Source organism: Micromonospora sp. DT228, assembly GCF_049841595.1.
In the GTDB taxonomy this organism is placed as follows: Bacteria; Actinomycetota; Actinomycetes; order Mycobacteriales; family Micromonosporaceae; genus Micromonospora.
Genome location: NZ_JBNCKO010000014.1, coordinates 133,475 through 150,916, shown reverse-complemented (window position 1 = coordinate 150,916; position 17,442 = coordinate 133,475). Strand labels below are relative to the sequence as shown.

General features: G+C 75.5%; 13 protein-coding genes and 1 riboswitch. All 13 genes read left to right on the top strand.

Annotation, left to right across the window (positions count from 1 at the left end):
- Nucleotides 1–52: 52 nt before the first annotated feature.
- The gene (locus ACLQ29_RS25390; RefSeq protein ID WP_425773968.1) at nt 53–328 is read left to right on the top strand and encodes a hypothetical protein; all 276 of its coding nucleotides are present in this window, start codon (nt 53–55) and stop codon (nt 326–328) included.
- A gap of 221 nt (nt 329–549) precedes the next feature.
- A riboswitch (cobalamin riboswitch) is annotated at nt 550–726 on the top strand.
- Nucleotides 727–1,038: 312 nt separating this feature from the next.
- The gene (gene cobN / locus ACLQ29_RS25385; RefSeq protein WP_425773967.1) at nt 1,039–4,707 is read left to right on the top strand and encodes a cobaltochelatase subunit CobN; all 3,669 of its coding nucleotides are present in this window, start codon (nt 1,039–1,041) and stop codon (nt 4,705–4,707) included.
- Nucleotides 4,704–7,025: a VWA domain-containing protein gene (locus tag ACLQ29_RS25380; RefSeq protein ID WP_425773966.1), complete on the top strand. Its 2,322-nt coding sequence runs from the start codon at nt 4,704–4,706 to the stop codon at nt 7,023–7,025. Before cobN ends, ACLQ29_RS25380 begins: the two co-directional genes overlap by 4 nt.
- 73 nt (nt 7,026–7,098) lie before the next feature.
- On the top strand, nt 7,099–7,710 hold the full coding sequence (gene cobO / locus ACLQ29_RS25375) for a cob(I)yrinic acid a,c-diamide adenosyltransferase (RefSeq protein WP_425773965.1): 612 nt from the start codon (nt 7,099–7,101) through the stop codon (nt 7,708–7,710).
- Entirely contained in the window at nt 7,704–9,059 is a 1,356-nt protein-coding gene (locus tag ACLQ29_RS25370) for a cobyrinate a,c-diamide synthase (protein WP_425773964.1), read from the top strand. Before cobO ends, ACLQ29_RS25370 begins: the two co-directional genes overlap by 7 nt.
- Complete coding sequence (gene cobI, locus ACLQ29_RS25365; protein ID WP_425773963.1) at nt 9,056–9,862, top strand: precorrin-2 C(20)-methyltransferase; 807 nt, start codon at nt 9,056–9,058, stop codon at nt 9,860–9,862. The genes ACLQ29_RS25370 and cobI overlap by 4 nt, the downstream gene beginning before the upstream one ends.
- The gene (cobM, locus tag ACLQ29_RS25360; RefSeq protein WP_425773962.1) at nt 9,859–10,704 is read left to right on the top strand and encodes a precorrin-4 C(11)-methyltransferase; all 846 of its coding nucleotides are present in this window, start codon (nt 9,859–9,861) and stop codon (nt 10,702–10,704) included. The genes cobI and cobM overlap by 4 nt, the downstream gene beginning before the upstream one ends.
- Nucleotides 10,701–11,852, top strand: coding sequence for a cobalt-precorrin-5B (C(1))-methyltransferase (locus ACLQ29_RS25355; protein ID WP_425773961.1), 1,152 nt, complete (start codon nt 10,701–10,703; stop codon nt 11,850–11,852). Before cobM ends, ACLQ29_RS25355 begins: the two co-directional genes overlap by 4 nt.
- The gene (gene cbiE, locus ACLQ29_RS25350) at nt 11,849–13,228 is read left to right on the top strand and encodes a precorrin-6y C5,15-methyltransferase (decarboxylating) subunit CbiE (protein ID WP_425773960.1); all 1,380 of its coding nucleotides are present in this window, start codon (nt 11,849–11,851) and stop codon (nt 13,226–13,228) included. Before ACLQ29_RS25355 ends, cbiE begins: the two co-directional genes overlap by 4 nt.
- Entirely contained in the window at nt 13,225–14,979 is a 1,755-nt protein-coding gene (cobJ, locus tag ACLQ29_RS25345) for a precorrin-3B C(17)-methyltransferase (RefSeq protein ID WP_425773959.1), read from the top strand. The genes cbiE and cobJ overlap by 4 nt, the downstream gene beginning before the upstream one ends.
- Nucleotides 14,967–15,158, top strand: coding sequence for a 4Fe-4S binding protein (locus ACLQ29_RS25340; RefSeq protein WP_393370817.1), 192 nt, complete (start codon nt 14,967–14,969; stop codon nt 15,156–15,158). Before cobJ ends, ACLQ29_RS25340 begins: the two co-directional genes overlap by 13 nt.
- Entirely contained in the window at nt 15,155–15,751 is a 597-nt protein-coding gene (locus tag ACLQ29_RS25335; RefSeq protein WP_425773958.1) for a precorrin-8X methylmutase, read from the top strand. The genes ACLQ29_RS25340 and ACLQ29_RS25335 overlap by 4 nt, the downstream gene beginning before the upstream one ends.
- Nucleotides 15,748–17,439 carry a uroporphyrinogen-III C-methyltransferase gene (gene cobA, locus ACLQ29_RS25330; RefSeq protein ID WP_425773957.1) on the top strand — a complete coding sequence of 564 codons (1,692 nt, stop codon included), beginning with the start codon at nt 15,748–15,750 and terminating at the stop codon, nt 17,437–17,439. Before ACLQ29_RS25335 ends, cobA begins: the two co-directional genes overlap by 4 nt.
- The last annotated feature ends 3 nt before the right edge of the window (nt 17,440–17,442 follow it).

Below are 17,442 nucleotides of genomic sequence, written 5' to 3'. Positions count from 1 at the left end.
AAAATCGTCCACTGTGATGGATGGCGGCGGTTGCGGTGCGCAGGGTCGTGGTGTGCGTTCCCGGTCCCGCCCACACCTGCCCATGCGCCCCGCCTGGTTGTGCCGCAACTGTGCCGCCCCGTGGCCGTGCCCCCGCGCCCAACTCGATCTCGTCGCCGAGTTCTACGGCCACTCGCTGGCGCTGGCCCTCTACCTGACGTCTTGCCTGAACGAGGCGATTCACGACTTGTACAGTCTCGGCGGTCGCCCCGACCTGGCCAACATGCACGCCCGTTTTCTCGGCTGGCTGTCGCTGGCCCGGCGGCCACGCCGCTTCGAGCACGAGTGACGTAGGGCGGAGCGCGCCGGTGCCGAGTCGCCTACGGCATCAGCTCCAACGAAGTCACACCGACACTCGGCCCCCTTGCGCGGGCGCCCTCCGCCACCGGCCAGTCAGCTCGCCGTCTCGTGCGTCAGGCCACCCCGCGCGCCGATATTTCCGCAGGTCAATGTGGTGAGCGTGGCCGGGCGACGCCGGGGTCGGCGTTGACCGGCGGCGCGGCGGTGTGGCAGCATTCGCGGCCTGACGGCAGTGAAGGAAGTCGGTGCGATTCCGACGCGGTCCCGCCACTGTCACCGGGGAGCGATCCCCCCTCGTGAGTCACGGCCGTGTGTCTGCGGCTGGAAGGCCGGGGGAGAGCGTCGATCCGGAAGCCAGGATACTTCGGCCGTCGGGATGTGCCCCAGGGCGTGGACACCCGAGGAGGACCTGATGACGCACAGCGTCTCATTCATCGACGATTATCGTCATGACCCGCATCGCGGGCGCTGCGCCGCGCCCACGGCCGGCCGCGCCGGCACGTCTCGGGCCGGCCGCCGCGGCGTACGCCAGGCCGTTGGCTTCCGGTACCGCTGAGTCGAGCGCTCGGCGCTGACCGGCCCCGACGTCCGCGTCGGCGTGCCGTCCACCCGGGGCCGTCGTACCGGCTGACGCCGTACCCACCCGCTTCGTCCGGGCCGCCTCCGTGGCGGCCAGGACGTCACTCTCCGGAGCCTGCCGTGCGCATCCTGCTGCTCTCCACCGCCGACACCGACCTGCTGGCCGCCCGCGCCAGCGGCGCCGACTACCGGCTCGCCAACCCCGCGCGGGTCGCCGCCGACGAGGTGCCCGCCCTGCTCGACGGGGTCGCCCTCGTCGTCGTACGCCTGCTCGGCGGTCGGCAGGCGTGGCCGGACGGTCTCGCCGCGGTGCTCGCCACGGGTGTGCCGACGGTGGTGCTCGGCGGCGAGGCGCTGCCCGACGCGGAGCTGATGGCCATCTCGACCGTGCCGTCCGGGGTTGTCACCCAGGCGCTGGCGTACCTGGTCGAGGGCGGGCCGGACAACCTGGCGCAGTTGGCCCGGTTCCTCTCCGACACGGTGCTGCTCACCGGCGAGGGGTTCGCCCCACCCGCGCCGACCCCGGCGTACGGCGTGCACGGCGAGCACCCGACCGACCCGCGGCGGCCCACCGTGGGGATCGTCTTCTACCGGGCGCACGCCCTCGCCGGCAACACCGGGTTCGTCGACGTCCTCGCGGACGCCGTCCACAGAGCCGGCGGCAACCCGCTGCCGATCTTCTGCGGCTCGCTGCGGGGCCTGACCACCGGCGCGGGCCCGCTCGGGCTCTTCGCCCGCTGCGACGCGCTGCTGGTCACCGTGCTCGCGGCCGGTGGCGCGGTCGCCGCGGACGCCTCCGGGGGAGGCGACGAGGACGCCTGGGACGTCGGCGCCCTGGCCGCCCTGGACGTGCCGATCATCCAGGCGCTCTGCCTGACCAGCACCCGCGAGCAGTGGGCCGGCAGCGACGCCGGGCTGTCCCCGTTGGACGCGGCCATGCAGGTGGCCATCCCCGAGTTCGACGGCCGGATCGTCAGCGTGCCGTTCTCGTTCAAGCAGATCGACGCCGACGGGCTGTCGGTCTACGCGGCCGACGCCGACCGGGCCGCCCGGGTGGCCGGGATCGCCGTGCGCCACGCCCGACTGCGGTACGTGCCCGCCGCCGACAAGCGGGTCGCCGTGGTGCTCAGCTCGTACCCCACCAAGCACTCCCGGGTCGGTAACGCCGTCGGGCTGGACACCCCGGTCTCGGCGGTCCGGCTGTTCGCCGCGCTGGCCGAGGCCGGCTACGACCTGGGTGACGGGCCACCGCCCGACGACGGCGACGCGCTGATCCACGCGCTGATCGCCGCCGGTGGTCACGACGTGGAGTGGCTCACCCCGGAGCAGTTGGCCGCCGCCGAGGCCCGGATACCGGGGCCGACGTACCGGCGGTGGTTCGACCAGGTCCCCGCCGAGCTGCGTGAGCGGATGCGGGAGCACTGGGGTGAGCCGCCCGGCCAGCTCTATACCGAGAGCGGGGACATCGTCCTCGCCGGGCTGCGCTTCGGCAACGTGGTGCTGCTGATCCAGCCGCCGCGCGGCTTCGGGGAGAACCCGATCGCCATCTACCACGACCCGGACCTGCCGCCCAGTCACCACTACCTGGCCGCGTACCGCTGGTTGACCGCGCCCGTCGCGGACGGCGGCTTCGGCGCGGACGCCGTGGTGCACCTGGGCAAGCACGGCACCCTCGAATGGCTGCCCGGCAAGGGCCTCGGCCTGGCCGCCGACTGCGCCCCCGACGCGGTCCTCGGTGACCTGCCGCTGGTCTACCCGTTCATCGTCAACGACCCGGGCGAGGGCACCCAGGCCAAGCGCCGGGCGCACGCCGTGGTGATCGACCACCTGGTGCCGCCGATGGCCCGCGCCGAGACCTACGGCGACCTGGCCAAGCTGGAGCAACTGCTCGACGAGTACGCCACCGTGCAGGCCCTCGACCCGGCGAAGGTGCCCACCGTGCGGGCGCAGATCTGGGACCTCGTACGCGCGGCGGAGCTGCACCACGACCTGCACGCCGAGGCGATGCCCGACGCGGACGACTTCGACGAGTTCGTGCTGCACCTCGACGGGTACCTCTGCGAGGTCAAGGACGTGCAGATCCGCGACGGGCTGCACATCCTCGCCGACGCGCCCACCGGTGAGCCCCGGGTCAACCTGGTCCTCGCGGTGCTGCGCGCCCCGCAGATCTGGGGCGGCGCCCGCGCCCTGCCCGGCCTGCGGCAGGCGCTCGCCGTCGCGTACTCCCTCGACGAGCAGGAGCTGCTGGCGGCACCGGGACAGCGACTGGCGGTGCCCACGGCGTTGACCGACGTGGTGGACGGGCCGGCCGGCACCGCCGCCGACGCGATCGACCTGATCGAGGCGCTGGCCCGGCGGTTGGTCGTCGGGATGGAGACGCTGGCCTGGGACGCCGGGGCCGTGGACGCCGTCGTCGCGGAGGTGACCGGCCAGTCGATCCCGGACGTCGCCGCCGTGCTGCACTTCGCCGCCACCGAGCTGGTGCCCCGACTGGACCGCACCACCGACGAGCTGACGAACACCCTCGGCGCGCTCGACGGACGGTTCGTGCCGCCCGGCCCGTCTGGCTCACCCACCCGGGGCCTGGTCAACGTGCTGCCCACCGGGCGCAACTTCTACTCCGTCGACCCCAAGGCCATCCCCAGCCGCAACGCCTGGGACGTGGGGGTGGCCCTCGCCGACTCGCTGCTGGCCCGGCACCTCGCCGACACCGGGGCGTACCCCCGCTCGGTGGGGTTGACCGTGTGGGGCACCAGCGCCATGCGCACGCAGGGCGACGACATCGCCGAGGTGCTCGCGCTGCTGGGCTGCCGACCGGTCTGGGACGAGCGGTCCCGGCGGGTCACCGGCATCGAGGTGGTGCCGACCGCCGAGCTGGGTCGGCCCCGCGTCGACGTGACCGTGCGGATCTCCGGTTTCTTTCGCGACGCGTTTCCGCACGTGGTGGCGTTGCTCGACGACGCCGTCCGGCGGGTCGCCGCCCTGGACGAGCCGGACGAGGAGAACTACCTGCGGGCGCACGTCGCCGCGGACCTCGCCGAGCACGGCGACGAGCGGCGGGCCACCGCCCGGATCTTCGGCTCCAAGCCCGGGGCGTACGGCGCGGGCCTGCTGCCGCTGATCGACGCCCGGACCTGGCGCAGCGACGCCGACCTGGCCGAGGTGTACGCGGTGTGGGGCGGCTACGCCTACGGCCGGGGCCTGGACGGGCGGGAGGCGCGCGCCGACATGGAACGCTCCTTCGCCCGGATCGCGGTGGCGGTGAAGAACCAGGACACCCGCGAGCACGACATCGTCGACTCCGACGACTACTTCCAGTACCACGGCGGGATGGTGGCGATGGTCCGCCACCTCACCGGGACGTCACCGCAGGCGTACGTGGGTGACTCGGCGATGCCGCACGACGTGCGGACCCGCACGCTGGGCGAGGAGACCCGGCGGGTGTTCCGGGCCCGGGTGGTCAACCCGAAGTGGATCGCCGCGATGCGCCGGCACGGCTACAAGGGCGCGTTCGAGCTGGCCGCCACCGTGGACTACCTGTTCGGCTACGACGCCACCGCCGGGGTGGTGGACGACTGGATGTACGAGCACCTGGCCGCCGCGTACCTGTTCGACGACACCACCCGCGAGTTCCTGGAGCAGTCCAACCCGTGGGCGCTGCGCGGCATCACCGAGCGGCTGCTGGAGGCCGCCGACCGGGGGCTGTGGGCCAAACCCGAGCCGGCCACCCTGGACCGGCTGCGCGACACGTACCTGGCCAGCGAGGGCGATCTGGAGGACCGGGCATGACCGAGACCGTCGCCGCGACCACGACCTATCCGTTCAGCGCGGTGCTCGGCATGGCCGACATGCGGTTGGCGCTGCTGCTCAACGCGGTGTCCCCGGCGATCGGCGGCGTGCTGGTCCGGGGTGAGAAGGGGACCGCCAAGTCCACAGCGGTGCGGGCACTCGCCGCGCTGCTGCCCCCGGTCCGCCGGGTCGCCGGCTGCCGCTTCGGGTGTGACCCGGCCGAGCCGGACCCGGCCTGCCCGGACGGCCCCCACCCCGCCGACGCTGCCGCCGAGACCCGTCCGGCCCGTCTCGTGGAGCTGCCGGTCGGCGCCGCCGAGGACCGGGTGGTCGGTTCGCTGGACCTGGAGAAGGCCCTCGGCGAGGGGGTACGCGCCTTCGAGCCGGGCCTGCTCGCCGCCGCGCACCGGGGCGTGCTCTACGTCGACGAGGTCAACCTGCTGCACGACCACCTCGTCGACCTGCTGTTGGACGCGGCGGCGATGGGTCGCAGCCACGTCGAGCGGGAGGGCGTGTCGGTCAGCCACGCGGCCCGGTTCCTGTTGGTGGGCACCATGAACCCGGAGGAGGGGGAGCTGCGTCCGCAGCTACTCGACCGGTTCGGGCTCACCGTCGAGGTGGGCGCCAGCCGGGACCCGGAGGTCCGGGTCGAGGTGGTCCGCCGTCGGCTCGCCGCCGACGCCGACCCGGCCGGGTTCGCCGCCCGGTGGGCCGACGCCGACGCGGAGATCGCCGGCCAGGTGGCTGCCGCCCGCCGCCGGCTTCCCGGGGTACGCCTTCCGGACGCCGCGCTGCGGCAGATCGCCGAGGTGTGCGCCGCGTTCGACGTGGACGGTATGCGCGCCGACATCGTCACCGCCCGTGCCGCTCTCGCCCACGCCGCCTGGCACGGCCGGGACCGGGTCAGCATCGACGACGTCCGGGTGGCTGCCCGGTTGGCCCTGCCGCACCGCCGCCGCCGCGACCCGTTCGACACCCCCGGGTTGGACGAGAAGCGTCTCGACGAGGCGTTGCAGCGTGCCCAGGACGCCCACCCCGACGACCCGGACGACGGCGGCCCCGACGACCGTGGCCCCGACGACACCGGCCCGCAGGGCGGTGGCCCGGCCGGCAATGGCGGCCCGGCCGGCAATGGCGGCCCGGCCGGCAATGGCGGCCCGGCCGGCAATGGCGGCCCGAACGGCGGCGGCCCGCAGGGCGGTGACGGCGGCGACCAGGGTGGACCCGGGTCGGCCGGGCACTCGGCGGCGCGGGACGGCAGCGGCCCGGACGGGCGCACCGACGGCCCGGACGGTGCCGACGGCTGGCCGCAGCACCCGACGGGCGATGACGACGGCTGGCCGCAGCGCCAGCGAGGCGACGACGACGGGCCGCAGCGTCAGCGAGGCGACGACGGGTGGCAGCGCCAGGCGGGCGACCGAGGCGCCGACGGCCAGAACTCGCGCTCGCGTGGGGGCCAGGACTCGGCGACCGGTGACGACGACGCGACTCGTGGCGGGGAGTCCCAGTCGGTGGCCGTACCCCGGGGTGGGTTGCGGGCGCGCGTGCTCACCGCGCCCGGCGTGGGTGACGGGGTGCCGGGCCGGCGGTCGCGCGCCCGCACCGGACGGGGTCGGACTACCGGCGCCCGGGTGCCGGCGGGCCGTGTCGGCGCGCTGCACCTGCCGGCCACGATCCGCGCCGCCGCGCCGCATCAGGCGTTGCGGGGACGGCTGGCCGGCCCGCTGCGGTTGCGCCCGGAGGACGTGCGGGAGGCCGTCCGCGAGGGGCGTGAGGGCAACCTGGTGCTGTTCGTGGTGGACGCCAGCGGCTCGATGGGCGCCCGGCAGCGGATGAGCGCCGTCAAGGACGCGGTCCTCGCCCTGCTCACCGACGCGTACCAGCGGCGGGACAAGGTCGCGGTGATCGCGTTCCGGGGGAGCGGCGCCCGGACCCTGCTGCCGGCGACGTCGTCGGTGCTGGCCGCCTCGACCCGGCTGGCCGAGTTGCCCACCGGCGGGCGTACGCCGTTGGCCGAGGGCCTGCTCGCCGCCGCGGATCTGCTGCGGGTGGAACGCCTGCGCGACCCGAAGCGCCGCCCGCTGGTCCTCATCGTCACCGACGGCAGAGCCACCGCCGGCACCCGCCCTCTCGACCGCGCGGCAACAGCGGCAAAGGTCCTGGCCGCGACGGCCGCCCCCTGCGTGGTCGTCGACTGCGAGTCCGGCCCGGTCCGCCTCAACCTGGCAACCCGCCTGGCAACCCAGCTGAACGCCCCGAAAACCACCCTGGAAGCCGTCACCCACCCCCGCGATCTTGCACTTTCTGTCGCGGCATAACGGGATCAAGTGCGCAGATGACCGACAGAAACTGCAAGATCGCGGGAATGCCCGCGGGACGGGGGGACTGCTGATGCCGCAGGGACAGCCGAGTCACGTGCCCGCTGACGGGTTGACCACCCGGCAGCGGCGGCATCGACCGCTCCTGATCGTCCATACCGGGCAGATGAAGGGGAAGTCGACGGCCGCCTTCGGGCTGGCGTTGCGGGCCTGGACGGCCGGTCTACCGATCGGCGTGTTCCAGTTCGTCAAGAGCGCCAAGTGGCGGGTGGGTGAGGAGAACGCCTTCCGGGCGCTCGGCGAGGTGCACGAGCGCACCGGCCAGGGCGCGCCGGTGGCCTGGCACAAGATGGGCGAGGGCTGGTCGTGGATCCAGCGCGGCGGCGAGGCCGACCACGCCGCCGACGCCCTGGAGGGGTGGCGGCAGATCCAGCGTGACCTGGCCGCCGCGCGCTACGGGCTGTACGTGCTCGACGAGTTCACCTACCCGATGAAGTGGGGTTGGGTGGACGTCGACGAGGTGGTCGCCACCCTGGCCGACCGCCCCGGCTTCCAACACGTGGTCATCACCGGCCGGGACGCCGACCCGCGCCTGGTCGCCGCCGCCGACCTGGTGGCCGAGCTGACAAAGGTCAAGCACCCGATGGACGCCGGCCAGAAGGGCCAGAAGGGCATCGAGTGGTGAGCACACCCTGGGCGCTGCCCCGGCTGGTGGTCGCCGCGCCGGCCAGCGGCCACGGCAAGACGACAGTCGCCACCGGGCTGCTCGCCGCGCTGCGCCGTCGCGGCCTGACGGTCAGCCCGCACAAGGTCGGCCCCGACTACATCGACCCCGGCTACCACGCCCTCGCCGCCGGGCGAGAAGGGCGCAACCTCGACCCCTTCCTGGTCGGGGCCGAACGGATCGCCCCGCTGCTGCGCCACGGCGCGAGCGTCCCGACACCCGCCGACATCGCCGTCGTCGAGGGCGTCATGGGCCTGCACGACGGGGCGGTCGGCCGCCGCGACTACGCGTCCACCGCGCACGTCGCCCGGCTGATCGACGCACCCGTGCTGCTGGTGCTGGACACCACCGCACAGGGCCGTTCCGCCGCCGCCCTGACGCTGGGCATGGCCGCGTTCGACCCGGCGGTACGCATCGGCGGCGTGATCCTCAACCGGGTCGGCTCACCCCGACACGAGTCGCTGCTCCGCGACGCCCTCGCCGAGGTGGGCGTACCGGTGCTCGGGGCCGTCACCCGCGCCGTCGAGGTGGCCGCGCCGGCCCGGCACCTCGGGTTGGTCCCGGTCGCCGAGCGGGCCCCCGAGTCCCTGGCGATCGTCGCCGCGCTCGCCGAACTGGTCGAGGCCACCGTGGACCTGGACGCGGTGCTCGACCTGGCCCGGACCGCCCCGCCGCTGACCGGCCCGGCGTGGGACCCGGTCGCCGCCGTCGGTGGGCCGGCCGACGCCGAACGACCACTCGTCGCGCTCGCCGGTGGCCCCGCCTTCACCTTCTCCTACGCGGAGACCGCAGAACTGCTCACCGCTGCCGGCGCGGACGTGGTCACCGTCGACCCGCTGCACGATCCGGCTCTGCCCAGCGGCACCCGCGCGGTGGTCATCGGCGGCGGGTTCCCCGAGGCGTACGCGGAGGCGCTGGCCGGCAACGCCACGCTCCGCGCCGAGCTGGCCGACTTCGACGGGCCGATCGTGGCCGAGTGCGCCGGGCTGCTCTACCTCGGGCGGTCCCTGGACGGCGTACCGATGTGCGGTCGGCTGGACCTGACCGCCCGGATGACCGGCCGGCTCACCCTCGGCTACCGCGAGGCCCTGGCCGCCACCGACTCCCCGGTGGCCCGCGCCGGCGAACAGGTACGCGGCCACGAGTTCCACCGCACCACCACCGACCCGCGGCACGGCGAGGCGTCGGCGTGGCGCTGGGACGACGCGGAGCACGGCTTCGTGAGCGGTCGGGTGCACGCCTCCTACCTGCACACCCACTGGGCCGGTCACCCCGACGCGGCCCGCCGCCTCGTGCGGGCGTGCCGATGAGCGCCGACGACAGTCGGGCCGGCGGATCGGCCGACGCCACGCTGACCGGGGTGGGGGTCGGCCCGGGTGACCCGGAACTGCTCACCGTCAAGGCGGTGCGGGTGCTGCGCGAGGCCGATCTGGTCTTCGTACCCGTGATGGCGGACCGGGTCGAGCCCACCGCGACCGCCGCCGCGACGCCTGCGGGTGCGGACGCCGGGCGGGCCGAGGCGACCGTCCGGTCCCACGTCCCGGTGGATCGGCTGCGCCGGCTGCCGTTCGCCCTGGACGACAGGGGTGGGGTGACCGCCCGCCGGGCGGCGGCCTGGGACGACGCGGCCCGGGTGGTGGTCGAGGCGTTCGACGCGGGCGCGCGGTCGCTGGCGTTCGCGACGATCGGCGACCCCAACGTCTACTCCACATTCGGCTACCTGGCGCAGAGCGTCCGCGCCCTGCGCCCGGCGGTGCGGGTGGCGACGGTGCCCGGTGTCACCGCCATGCAGGAGCTGGCGGCGCGCAGCGGCATCCCGCTCTGCGAGGGGCGCGAACCGCTGACCCTGCTGCCGGCCACCGCCGGCCTGGCGCTGTTCGCCGACGCCCTCGCCGGGCCGGGCACCGTGGTCGCCTACAAGGGCTGGCGGCGGCACCCGGAGCTGCTCGCCGAGCTGCGCCGGCAGGGCCGCCTCGCCGACGCCGTGCTCGGGCGCAGCCTGGGGCTGCCCGGCGAACGCGTCGGCCCGGTCGACGACACCGCGCCCGACCTGCCGTACCTGTCGACGCTGCTGGTCCCGGCCCGCCGCGAGCACCGAGGAGGAAAACTGTGACAAGCGACGGCAAGGTGTGGTTCGTCGGAGCCGGCCCCGGCGCGGCGGACCTGCTGACCCTGCGGGCCGCCCGGGTGATCGCCGAGGCGGACATCGTGATCTGGGCGGCCAGCCTGGTGCACGCCGACGTGCTCGGCCACGCCCGGTCCGGCGCGGAGATCGTCGACTCGTCGCAGCTGCCCATCGAGGGTGTGCTGCCACTGTATGAGCGGGCCGCCGCGCAGGGGCTGACCGTGGCGCGGATCCACTCCGGCGACCCGGCGCTGTGGGGGGCGGTGCAGGAGCAACTGGACGTGTGCCGGGCGCTCGGCCTGGCCGTCGAGATCGTGCCCGGGGTCTCCTCGTTCACCGCCGTCGCGGCGATCGTCGGGCGGGAGCTGACCGTGCCCGAGGTGGCCCAGTCGGTGATCCTCACCCGCCTCGAAGGCGGCAAGACCCCGATGCCGCCCGGTGAGCGGGTCCGCGACTTCGCCCGGCACGGCACCACGATGGCGCTGTTCCTCTCCGCCGCCCGCTCCGGGCAGGTACAGGCCGAGCTGCTGGCCGGCGGCTACCCGGCGGACACCCCGGCCGTCGTGGCGTACCAGGCGACCTGGCCCGACGAGCTGGTGGTGCGCTGCACGGTGGGCACCCTGGAGGCGACCGTCAAGCAGCACAAGCTGTGGAAGCACACCCTCTTCCTGGTGGGGCCGGCACTGGCCGCCGAGGGCACCCGTTCGCACCTGTACCACCCGGGGCACTTCCACACCTTCCGCCGCGCGGAGCCGGCCGCCCGCGCCGAGCTGCGCCGCCAGGCCGGCGCCCGCACCGGGGGGACAGCCACACCGGGGCACACACCATGACGTACGCCGAGCCGCCGCTGCGCGAGCCGGACCTGCCCCGGACCGCGAAGGTACGCCCCACCGCGCTGCGGACCGGCTGGACGACCGGCGCGTGCGCCACGGCGGCGGCCAAGGCAGCGGTGACCGCGCTCGTCACCGGCGAGATCCAGCCGGACGTGGAGATCGGCCTTCCCGCCGGCAAGCGGGTGCGCTTCGGAGTGGAACGCTGCGAGCTGACCGGCACCCCACCGGTGCGCGCCGAGGCGGTGGTGGTCAAGGACGCCGGCGACGACCCGGATGTCACCCACGGGGCCGAGCTGACCGCCACCGTGGACTGGACCGACGTCCCCGGTCTGCGGCTCGCCGGCGGCGCCGGCGTCGGCACGGTCACCAAACCCGGCCTCGGGCTCGCCGTCGGCGGCCCGGCGATCAACGACACTCCCCGCCGGATGATCGGCGAGGCGGTGGCCGAGGTCGTCGACCTCAGCGAGGTGGGCGTCCGGGTGGTGATCAGCGTGCCCCGGGGCGAGATCATGGCCCGTAAGACCACAAACCGCCGGCTGGGCATCCTCGGGGGCATCTCGATCCTCGGCACCACCGGGATCGTCCGCCCGTTCTCCACGGCGTCGTGGCGGGCCAGCGTGGTGCAGGCCGTGCACGTGATGGCCGCCCAGGGCGAGCGGACCGTGGTGCTCTGCACCGGCGGGCGTACCGAGCGGGCCGCCCGCGCGCTCCTGCCCGACCTGCCCGAGGTGTGCTTCGTCGAGGTCGGTGACTTCACCGGGGCCGCCGTCACCGCCGCCGTGGGTGACGAGATGACAGGTGTGGTCTTCGTCGGCATGGCCGGCAAGCTGGCCAAACTCGCGGCGGGCATCCTGATGACCCACTACACCCGCTCGAAGGTGGACCTGTCCCTGCTCGGCGCGGTGACCGCCGAGGCCGGCGGCGACCCGTCGCTTGTCACCGCCGTGACCGAGGCGAACACCGGGCGGCACGCGTACGAGCTGTGGGAGGCCGCCGGGCTGCTCGCCCCGGCCGGTGACCTGCTCTGCCAACGGGTCCGCCAGGTGCTGCGACGCTTCGCCGGGCCGACGGTCACCGTGGACGTGGCGATGGTCGACTTCGCCGGAGCGCACGTGGTCGCCTCGTCGGGGCGGTGGCCCCGATGAGCCGGACGTCCCCGGATCCGCTGGCGAACCTGGCGGCACCGGAGGCGCTGGCGGCCGCGGCCGGCCCGGAGGCGCTGGTGACAGTGGTCGGGCTGGACGCGGTCGGCGCGCCGCCGCACCCGGCCCTCGCGCCCGCGCTGGCCGGGGCCGGGCTTGTCGTCGGGGCGGCCCGACACCTGGCCGCGGTGCCCGTACCGGCCGGCGCGGACACCGTCGCTCTCGGGCCGCTCGCCCCCGCCCTGCACCGGTTGGTCGAGGCCGTCGCCGCCGGGGTGCCGGCCGTGGTGCTGGCCAGCGGCGACCCCGGCCTGTTCGGCATCGTCCGGCGGCTGCGCGCGGCCGGGCTGCCGCTGCGGGTGGTGCCGGCGGTGTCGAGTGTGGCCGCCGCGTTCGCCCGCGCCGGCCTGCCCTGGGACGGCGCCGCTGTCGTCACCGCGCACGGGCGCGACCCGCGCCCGGCCCTCAACGCGTGCCGGGCGCTGCCGCTGGTCGCGGTGCTCACCGCGCCCGGCGCCGGCGCCGCCGAGCTGGGCGCCGGCCTGATCGGCTGGTCCCGCCGCCTGCTGGTCGCCGAGCACCTGGGCACCGACGCCGAACGGATCCGCGCGGCGACCCCCGAACAGGCCGCCGCCGCAACCTGGGCCGACCCCCACGTCCTGCTCAGCCTCGCCGACGCCGGGCCTGTCGAATCCGCGCCCGCCCCCGCCGGCCGCGCCGACCCCGCGCCCGACCCGGCCGAAGCCGCACCCGACTCGGCCGACTCCGCCCGTGGTCGGGTCGGGCCCGGTGGGATGCGCGCCGACAACCAGCCGGCCGCCGCGCCGGCCGGCGGCTGGGCCCTGCCGGAGGACCGGTACGCCCACCGCGACTCCATGATCACCAAGTCGGAGGTGCGCGCCCTCGTCGTCGCCCGGCTGCGCCCCCGGCTGGGCCGGCTGATCTGGGACGTCGGCGCGGGCAGCGGCTCGGTGGGCATCGAGTGCGCGCTGCTCGGCGCGGCCGTGCTCGCCGTCGAACAGGACCCCGGAGCCGGCGCGAGCATCCGGGCCAACGCGACCGCGCACGCCGTGCACGTCCGGCTCGTCTCCGGTCGTGCCCCGCAGGCGCTGGCCGGCCTGCCCGAGCCGGACGCGGTCTTCGTCGGCGGTGGCGGGGTCGACGTCCTCGCCGCCGTGGTGGCCCGCCGGCCCGAGCGGGTGGTGCTCACCCTGGCCGCCCTGGACCGGGTCGCGCCGGCCGTGGGTCTGCTGCGCGCCGCCGGCTACACGGTCGAGGGCGCCCAGCTCTCCGCCGCCCGCCTCGCCGACCTGCCCGGTGGGTCGATCCGCCTCGCGGCCACCAACCCGGTGGTCGTCCTCACCGGGGAGCGCCCGTGAACCACGAGAATCCGCCCGCCCGCATCGGTCTGGTGGCGGCCACCGCCGCCGGCCGTCGACACGCGCACACCGTCGCCGCCGCCTGGCCGCACGCCCGGCTGGTGCAGGGGGAGAGCGTCGCCGACGCGCTGCGGACCGCCTGGGTGGAGTGCGACGCGGTGGTCGCGTTCCTGGCCACCGGGGCGGTGGTGCGGATCCTCGCGCCGCTGCTCGCCGACAAGCGCAGCGACCCGGCCGTGGTGGTCGTCGACGAGGCCGCCCGGCACGCCGTGGCGCTGCTCGGCGGACACGCCGGCGGCGGCAACGACCTCGCCGAGCGGGTCGGTGCCCTGCTGGACGCCCGACCGGTGATCACCACCGCCACCGACACGGTCGGCCTGCCGGGGCTGGACACCCTCGGCTGGCCCGTGCAGGGCGCGGTCGCCGCGGTGTCCCGGGCCATCCTGGACGGTGAGCCGGTCCGGCTCGTCGCCGACGCCGACTGGCCGCTGCCCGCCCTGCCCCCGAACGTCCACCCACAGCCCATCGCCACGAACATCGGGGCCGACAGCGGCGACGCGGTGGGTGTCGGGTACCGACTGTTGGTCACCGACCGGGTGGTGCCGCTGGACGGGCGTACCGCCGTGCTGCGACCACCGTCGCTTGTCGCCGGGGTCGGCGCGAGTCGGGGCGTACCGGCCGGCGAGGTGGCGGAGTTGCTGCACCGGGTGCTGGCCGAGGCCGGCCTCGACCCGGCGAGCCTGCGCTGCCTGGCCAGCGCCGACATCAAGGCCGACGAGGCGGGCATCCTGCGCACCGCGGACACGCTCGGCGTACCCCTGGTGACCTGGCCGGCGACGCGGCTGGCCACCGTCGACGTGCCGCATCCCAGCGAGGTGGTCCGCGCCGCGGTCGGCACGCCGAGCGTGGCGGAGGCCGCGGCCCTGCTCGGACCGGACGGCCGGGCCGACGACGCGACGTTGCTGGTCGGGAAGACCGCGACGGCGATGGCCACCGTGGCGGTGGCCCGGCACGCGCCGCGCGGCCGGCTCGCCGTGGTCGGGCTCGGGCCCGGCGCCGCCGACCTGCGCACCCCCCGCGCGGTGGCCGAGCTGCGTCGCGCGGCCGTGGTGGTCGGCCTGGACCAGTACCTCGACCAGGTCCGCGACGTGCTCCGGCCGGGCACCCGGGTGCTGTCCAGCGGCCTCGGCGCGGAGGAGGCACGGGCCCGCGCCGCCGTCGCCGAGGCCGTCGCCGGCCGGGCGGTCGCGCTCGTCGGGTCCGGCGACGCCGGGGTGTACGCGATGGCCAGCCCCGCCCTGGAGTACGCCGACGAGCGCATCGACGTGGTGGGTGTGCCCGGGGTGACCGCGGCGCTCGCCGCCGGCGCGCTGCTCGGCGCCCCGCTCGGCCACGACCACGCCTACGTGAGCCTGTCCGACCTGCACACCCCGTGGGAGGTCATCGAGCGGCGGGTGACCGCGGCGGCCGAGGGCGACTTCGTGACGCTGTTCTACAACCCGCGCAGTCGGGCCCGGGACTGGCAGCTCGGCAAGGCGCTCGGCATCCTCGCCGCGCACCGGCCACCGGACACCCCGGTGGGTGTGGTGCGCAACGCCAGCCGCCAGGGCGAGCGGGTGCACCTGGCGACCCTGACCACCCTCGACCCGGCCGTCGTCGACATGTACAGCGTCGTGGTGGTCGGCAGCAGCGACACGAGGCTTGTCGCCGGCCGGATGGTGACACCTCGGGGGTACCGGTGGCGCTCGTGACGATCGACGCCTGCCAGGGCTGCGGCGCGTGCCTGCTCACCTGCCCCACGCACGCGATCTGGCCGGTCGCCGGCGGCCTCACGGTCCGCGCCGACCGTTGCACCGGCTGCCTGGAGTGCCTGGAGATCTGCCCGGTCGACGCGATCCGCGTGCTCGACCCTCAGGAAGGAGCCCGATGAGCAGGGTGGTGCACCCGATCGAGGTGGAGTCGTACCGCATCCTGCGCGAGCGGGTCGACCTGTCGCACCTGCCGCCGCTGACCCGGGCGGTGACCGAGCGGGTGGTGCACGCCAGCGCCGACCTCGGGTACGTCGACGAGTTGGTCTGCGACGAGGCCGCCCTGGAGTCGGGGCTGGGCGCGTTGCGCGCCGGGGCTCCCGTCGTCACCGACGTGGCGATGGTCGCCGCCGGCATCACCCGCGCCGGCCTGGAGTTGGTCTGCCCGGTGGCCGAGCCGGCCGCCGCCGAGCTGGGTCGCTCGGCCGGCATCACCCGCTCGGCGGCGGCCGTGCGGATCGCGCTGCAGCGGGTCGGTCCGGGCGCGGTCTGGGTGGTCGGCTGCGCGCCGACCGCGCTTGTCGAACTGCTCACCCTGGACGCCGCACCGGCGCTCGTCGTCGGCCTGCCGGTCGGCTTCGTGGGGGCCGCCGAGTCGAAGGCGGCGCTGCGGGCCAGTGGCCTGCCCGCCGTGTCGAACGTGGGGGAGAAGGGCGGTTCGGCGGTCGCCGCCGCCGCCCTCAACGCCCTGCTCTACATCGAGGAGAAGTCATGACCGGGTTGGTCATCGTCGGGCACGGTACGCGCAGCGCGGCCGGGGTCGACCAGTTCGCCGCCCTCGTCGAGCGGGTCCGTCGTCGCGGTGACGTCGGCGACGTCGAGGGTGGTTTCATCGAGCTGTCCCGCCCGCCGCTGACCGACGCGGTCGGCGCGCTCGTCGCGCGCGGGCACCGGGCGCTTGTGGCGCTGCCCCTGGTGCTGACCGCCGCCGGGCACGGCAAGGGCGACATCCCCGCCGCGATGGCGCGGGAACAGGAGCGGCACCCCGGGCTGACCTACCGCTACGGTCGCCCGCTCGGCCCGCACCCGCTGCTGCACGACGCCCTCGAACAACGCATCGACGCGGCGCTGGCGGGTGCCGAGCGGGCCGGCACGGCGCTGGCCGGTGCGGTTCAGACGGACACGGCCGACCGGGCCGGCACCTGGGTCGCGTTGATCGGGCGGGGCTCCACCGACCCGGACGCCAACGCCGAGGTCGCGAAGGTCGCCCGGCTGGTCTGGGAGGGGCGCGGCTACGCGGGCGTCGAGCCGGGCTTCGTCTCCCTGGCCCAGCCGTCGGTGCCGGCGGTGCTGGAGCGCCTGCGTCGGCTCGGCGCGCGGCGGATCGTCGTGGCCCCGTACTTCCTGTTCGCCGGCGTGCTGCCGGACCGGATCGTCGCCCAGTCGGCGGAGTTCGCCGCCGCCCACCCCGACCTGGACGTGCGGGTCGCCGAGGTGATCGGCGACTGCGACGCCCTGGCCGACCTGGTCCGGGAACGCCACGCCGAGGCGCTGGGCGGGGACATCCGGATGAACTGCGACACCTGCGCGTACCGGGTGCTGATGCCCGGCTTCGCCGACAAGGTGGGCCGCCCGCAACGCCCGCACGACCACCCCGACGACCCGGTCGGCCACCACCATCACCACGGCCACGACCACAGCCCTCACCACGACGATCACCACGACCATGGGTCGGTCGCCGTGGTCGGCGGCGGGCCGGGACCCGACGACCTGATCACGGTACGCGGAAAGGCCCTCCTCGACGCCGCCGACGTGGTGGTGGTCGACCGGTTGGCCCCGCAGGGGCTGCTCGCCGGGCTGCGCCCCGACGTGCTGGTGGTGGACGCCGCAAAGGTGCCCCGTGGCCCGTCGATGGCCCAGGAGGCGATCAACGAGGCCCTGGTCTCGCACGCTCGCGCCGGCCGGCGGGTGGTCCGGCTCAAGGGCGGCGACCCGTACGTCTTCGGACGCGGCCACGAGGAGGTGCAGGCCTGCGCGGCGGCCGGTGTGCCGGTGACAGTGGTCCCCGGGGTGAGCAGCGCGATCGCCGCGCCGGCCCTCGCCGGCGTGCCGGTGACGCACCGGGGCGTGGCGCACGACGTCACTGTCGTGTCCGGACACCTACCGCCCGGGCACCCCGACTCGCTCGTCGACTGGGCGGCGCTGGCCCGGGCACGGGGCACCGTGGTGTTGCTGATGGCCGTCGACACCATCGCCAAGATCGCGTCAGTGCTGATCGAGCACGGCCGCGCCCCGGAGACCCCGGTGCTCGCGGTGCAGGACGCCGGACAGCCCGACCAGTTGTCGCTGCCCGCCCGGCTGGACGAGATCGGCGCGTTGGCCGCTCGGGAGGAGATTCGCCCGCCCGCGGTCTTCGTCGTCGGCCCGGTGGTCGCGCTGTCGACCACCGGGCCCACGCTCTGACTG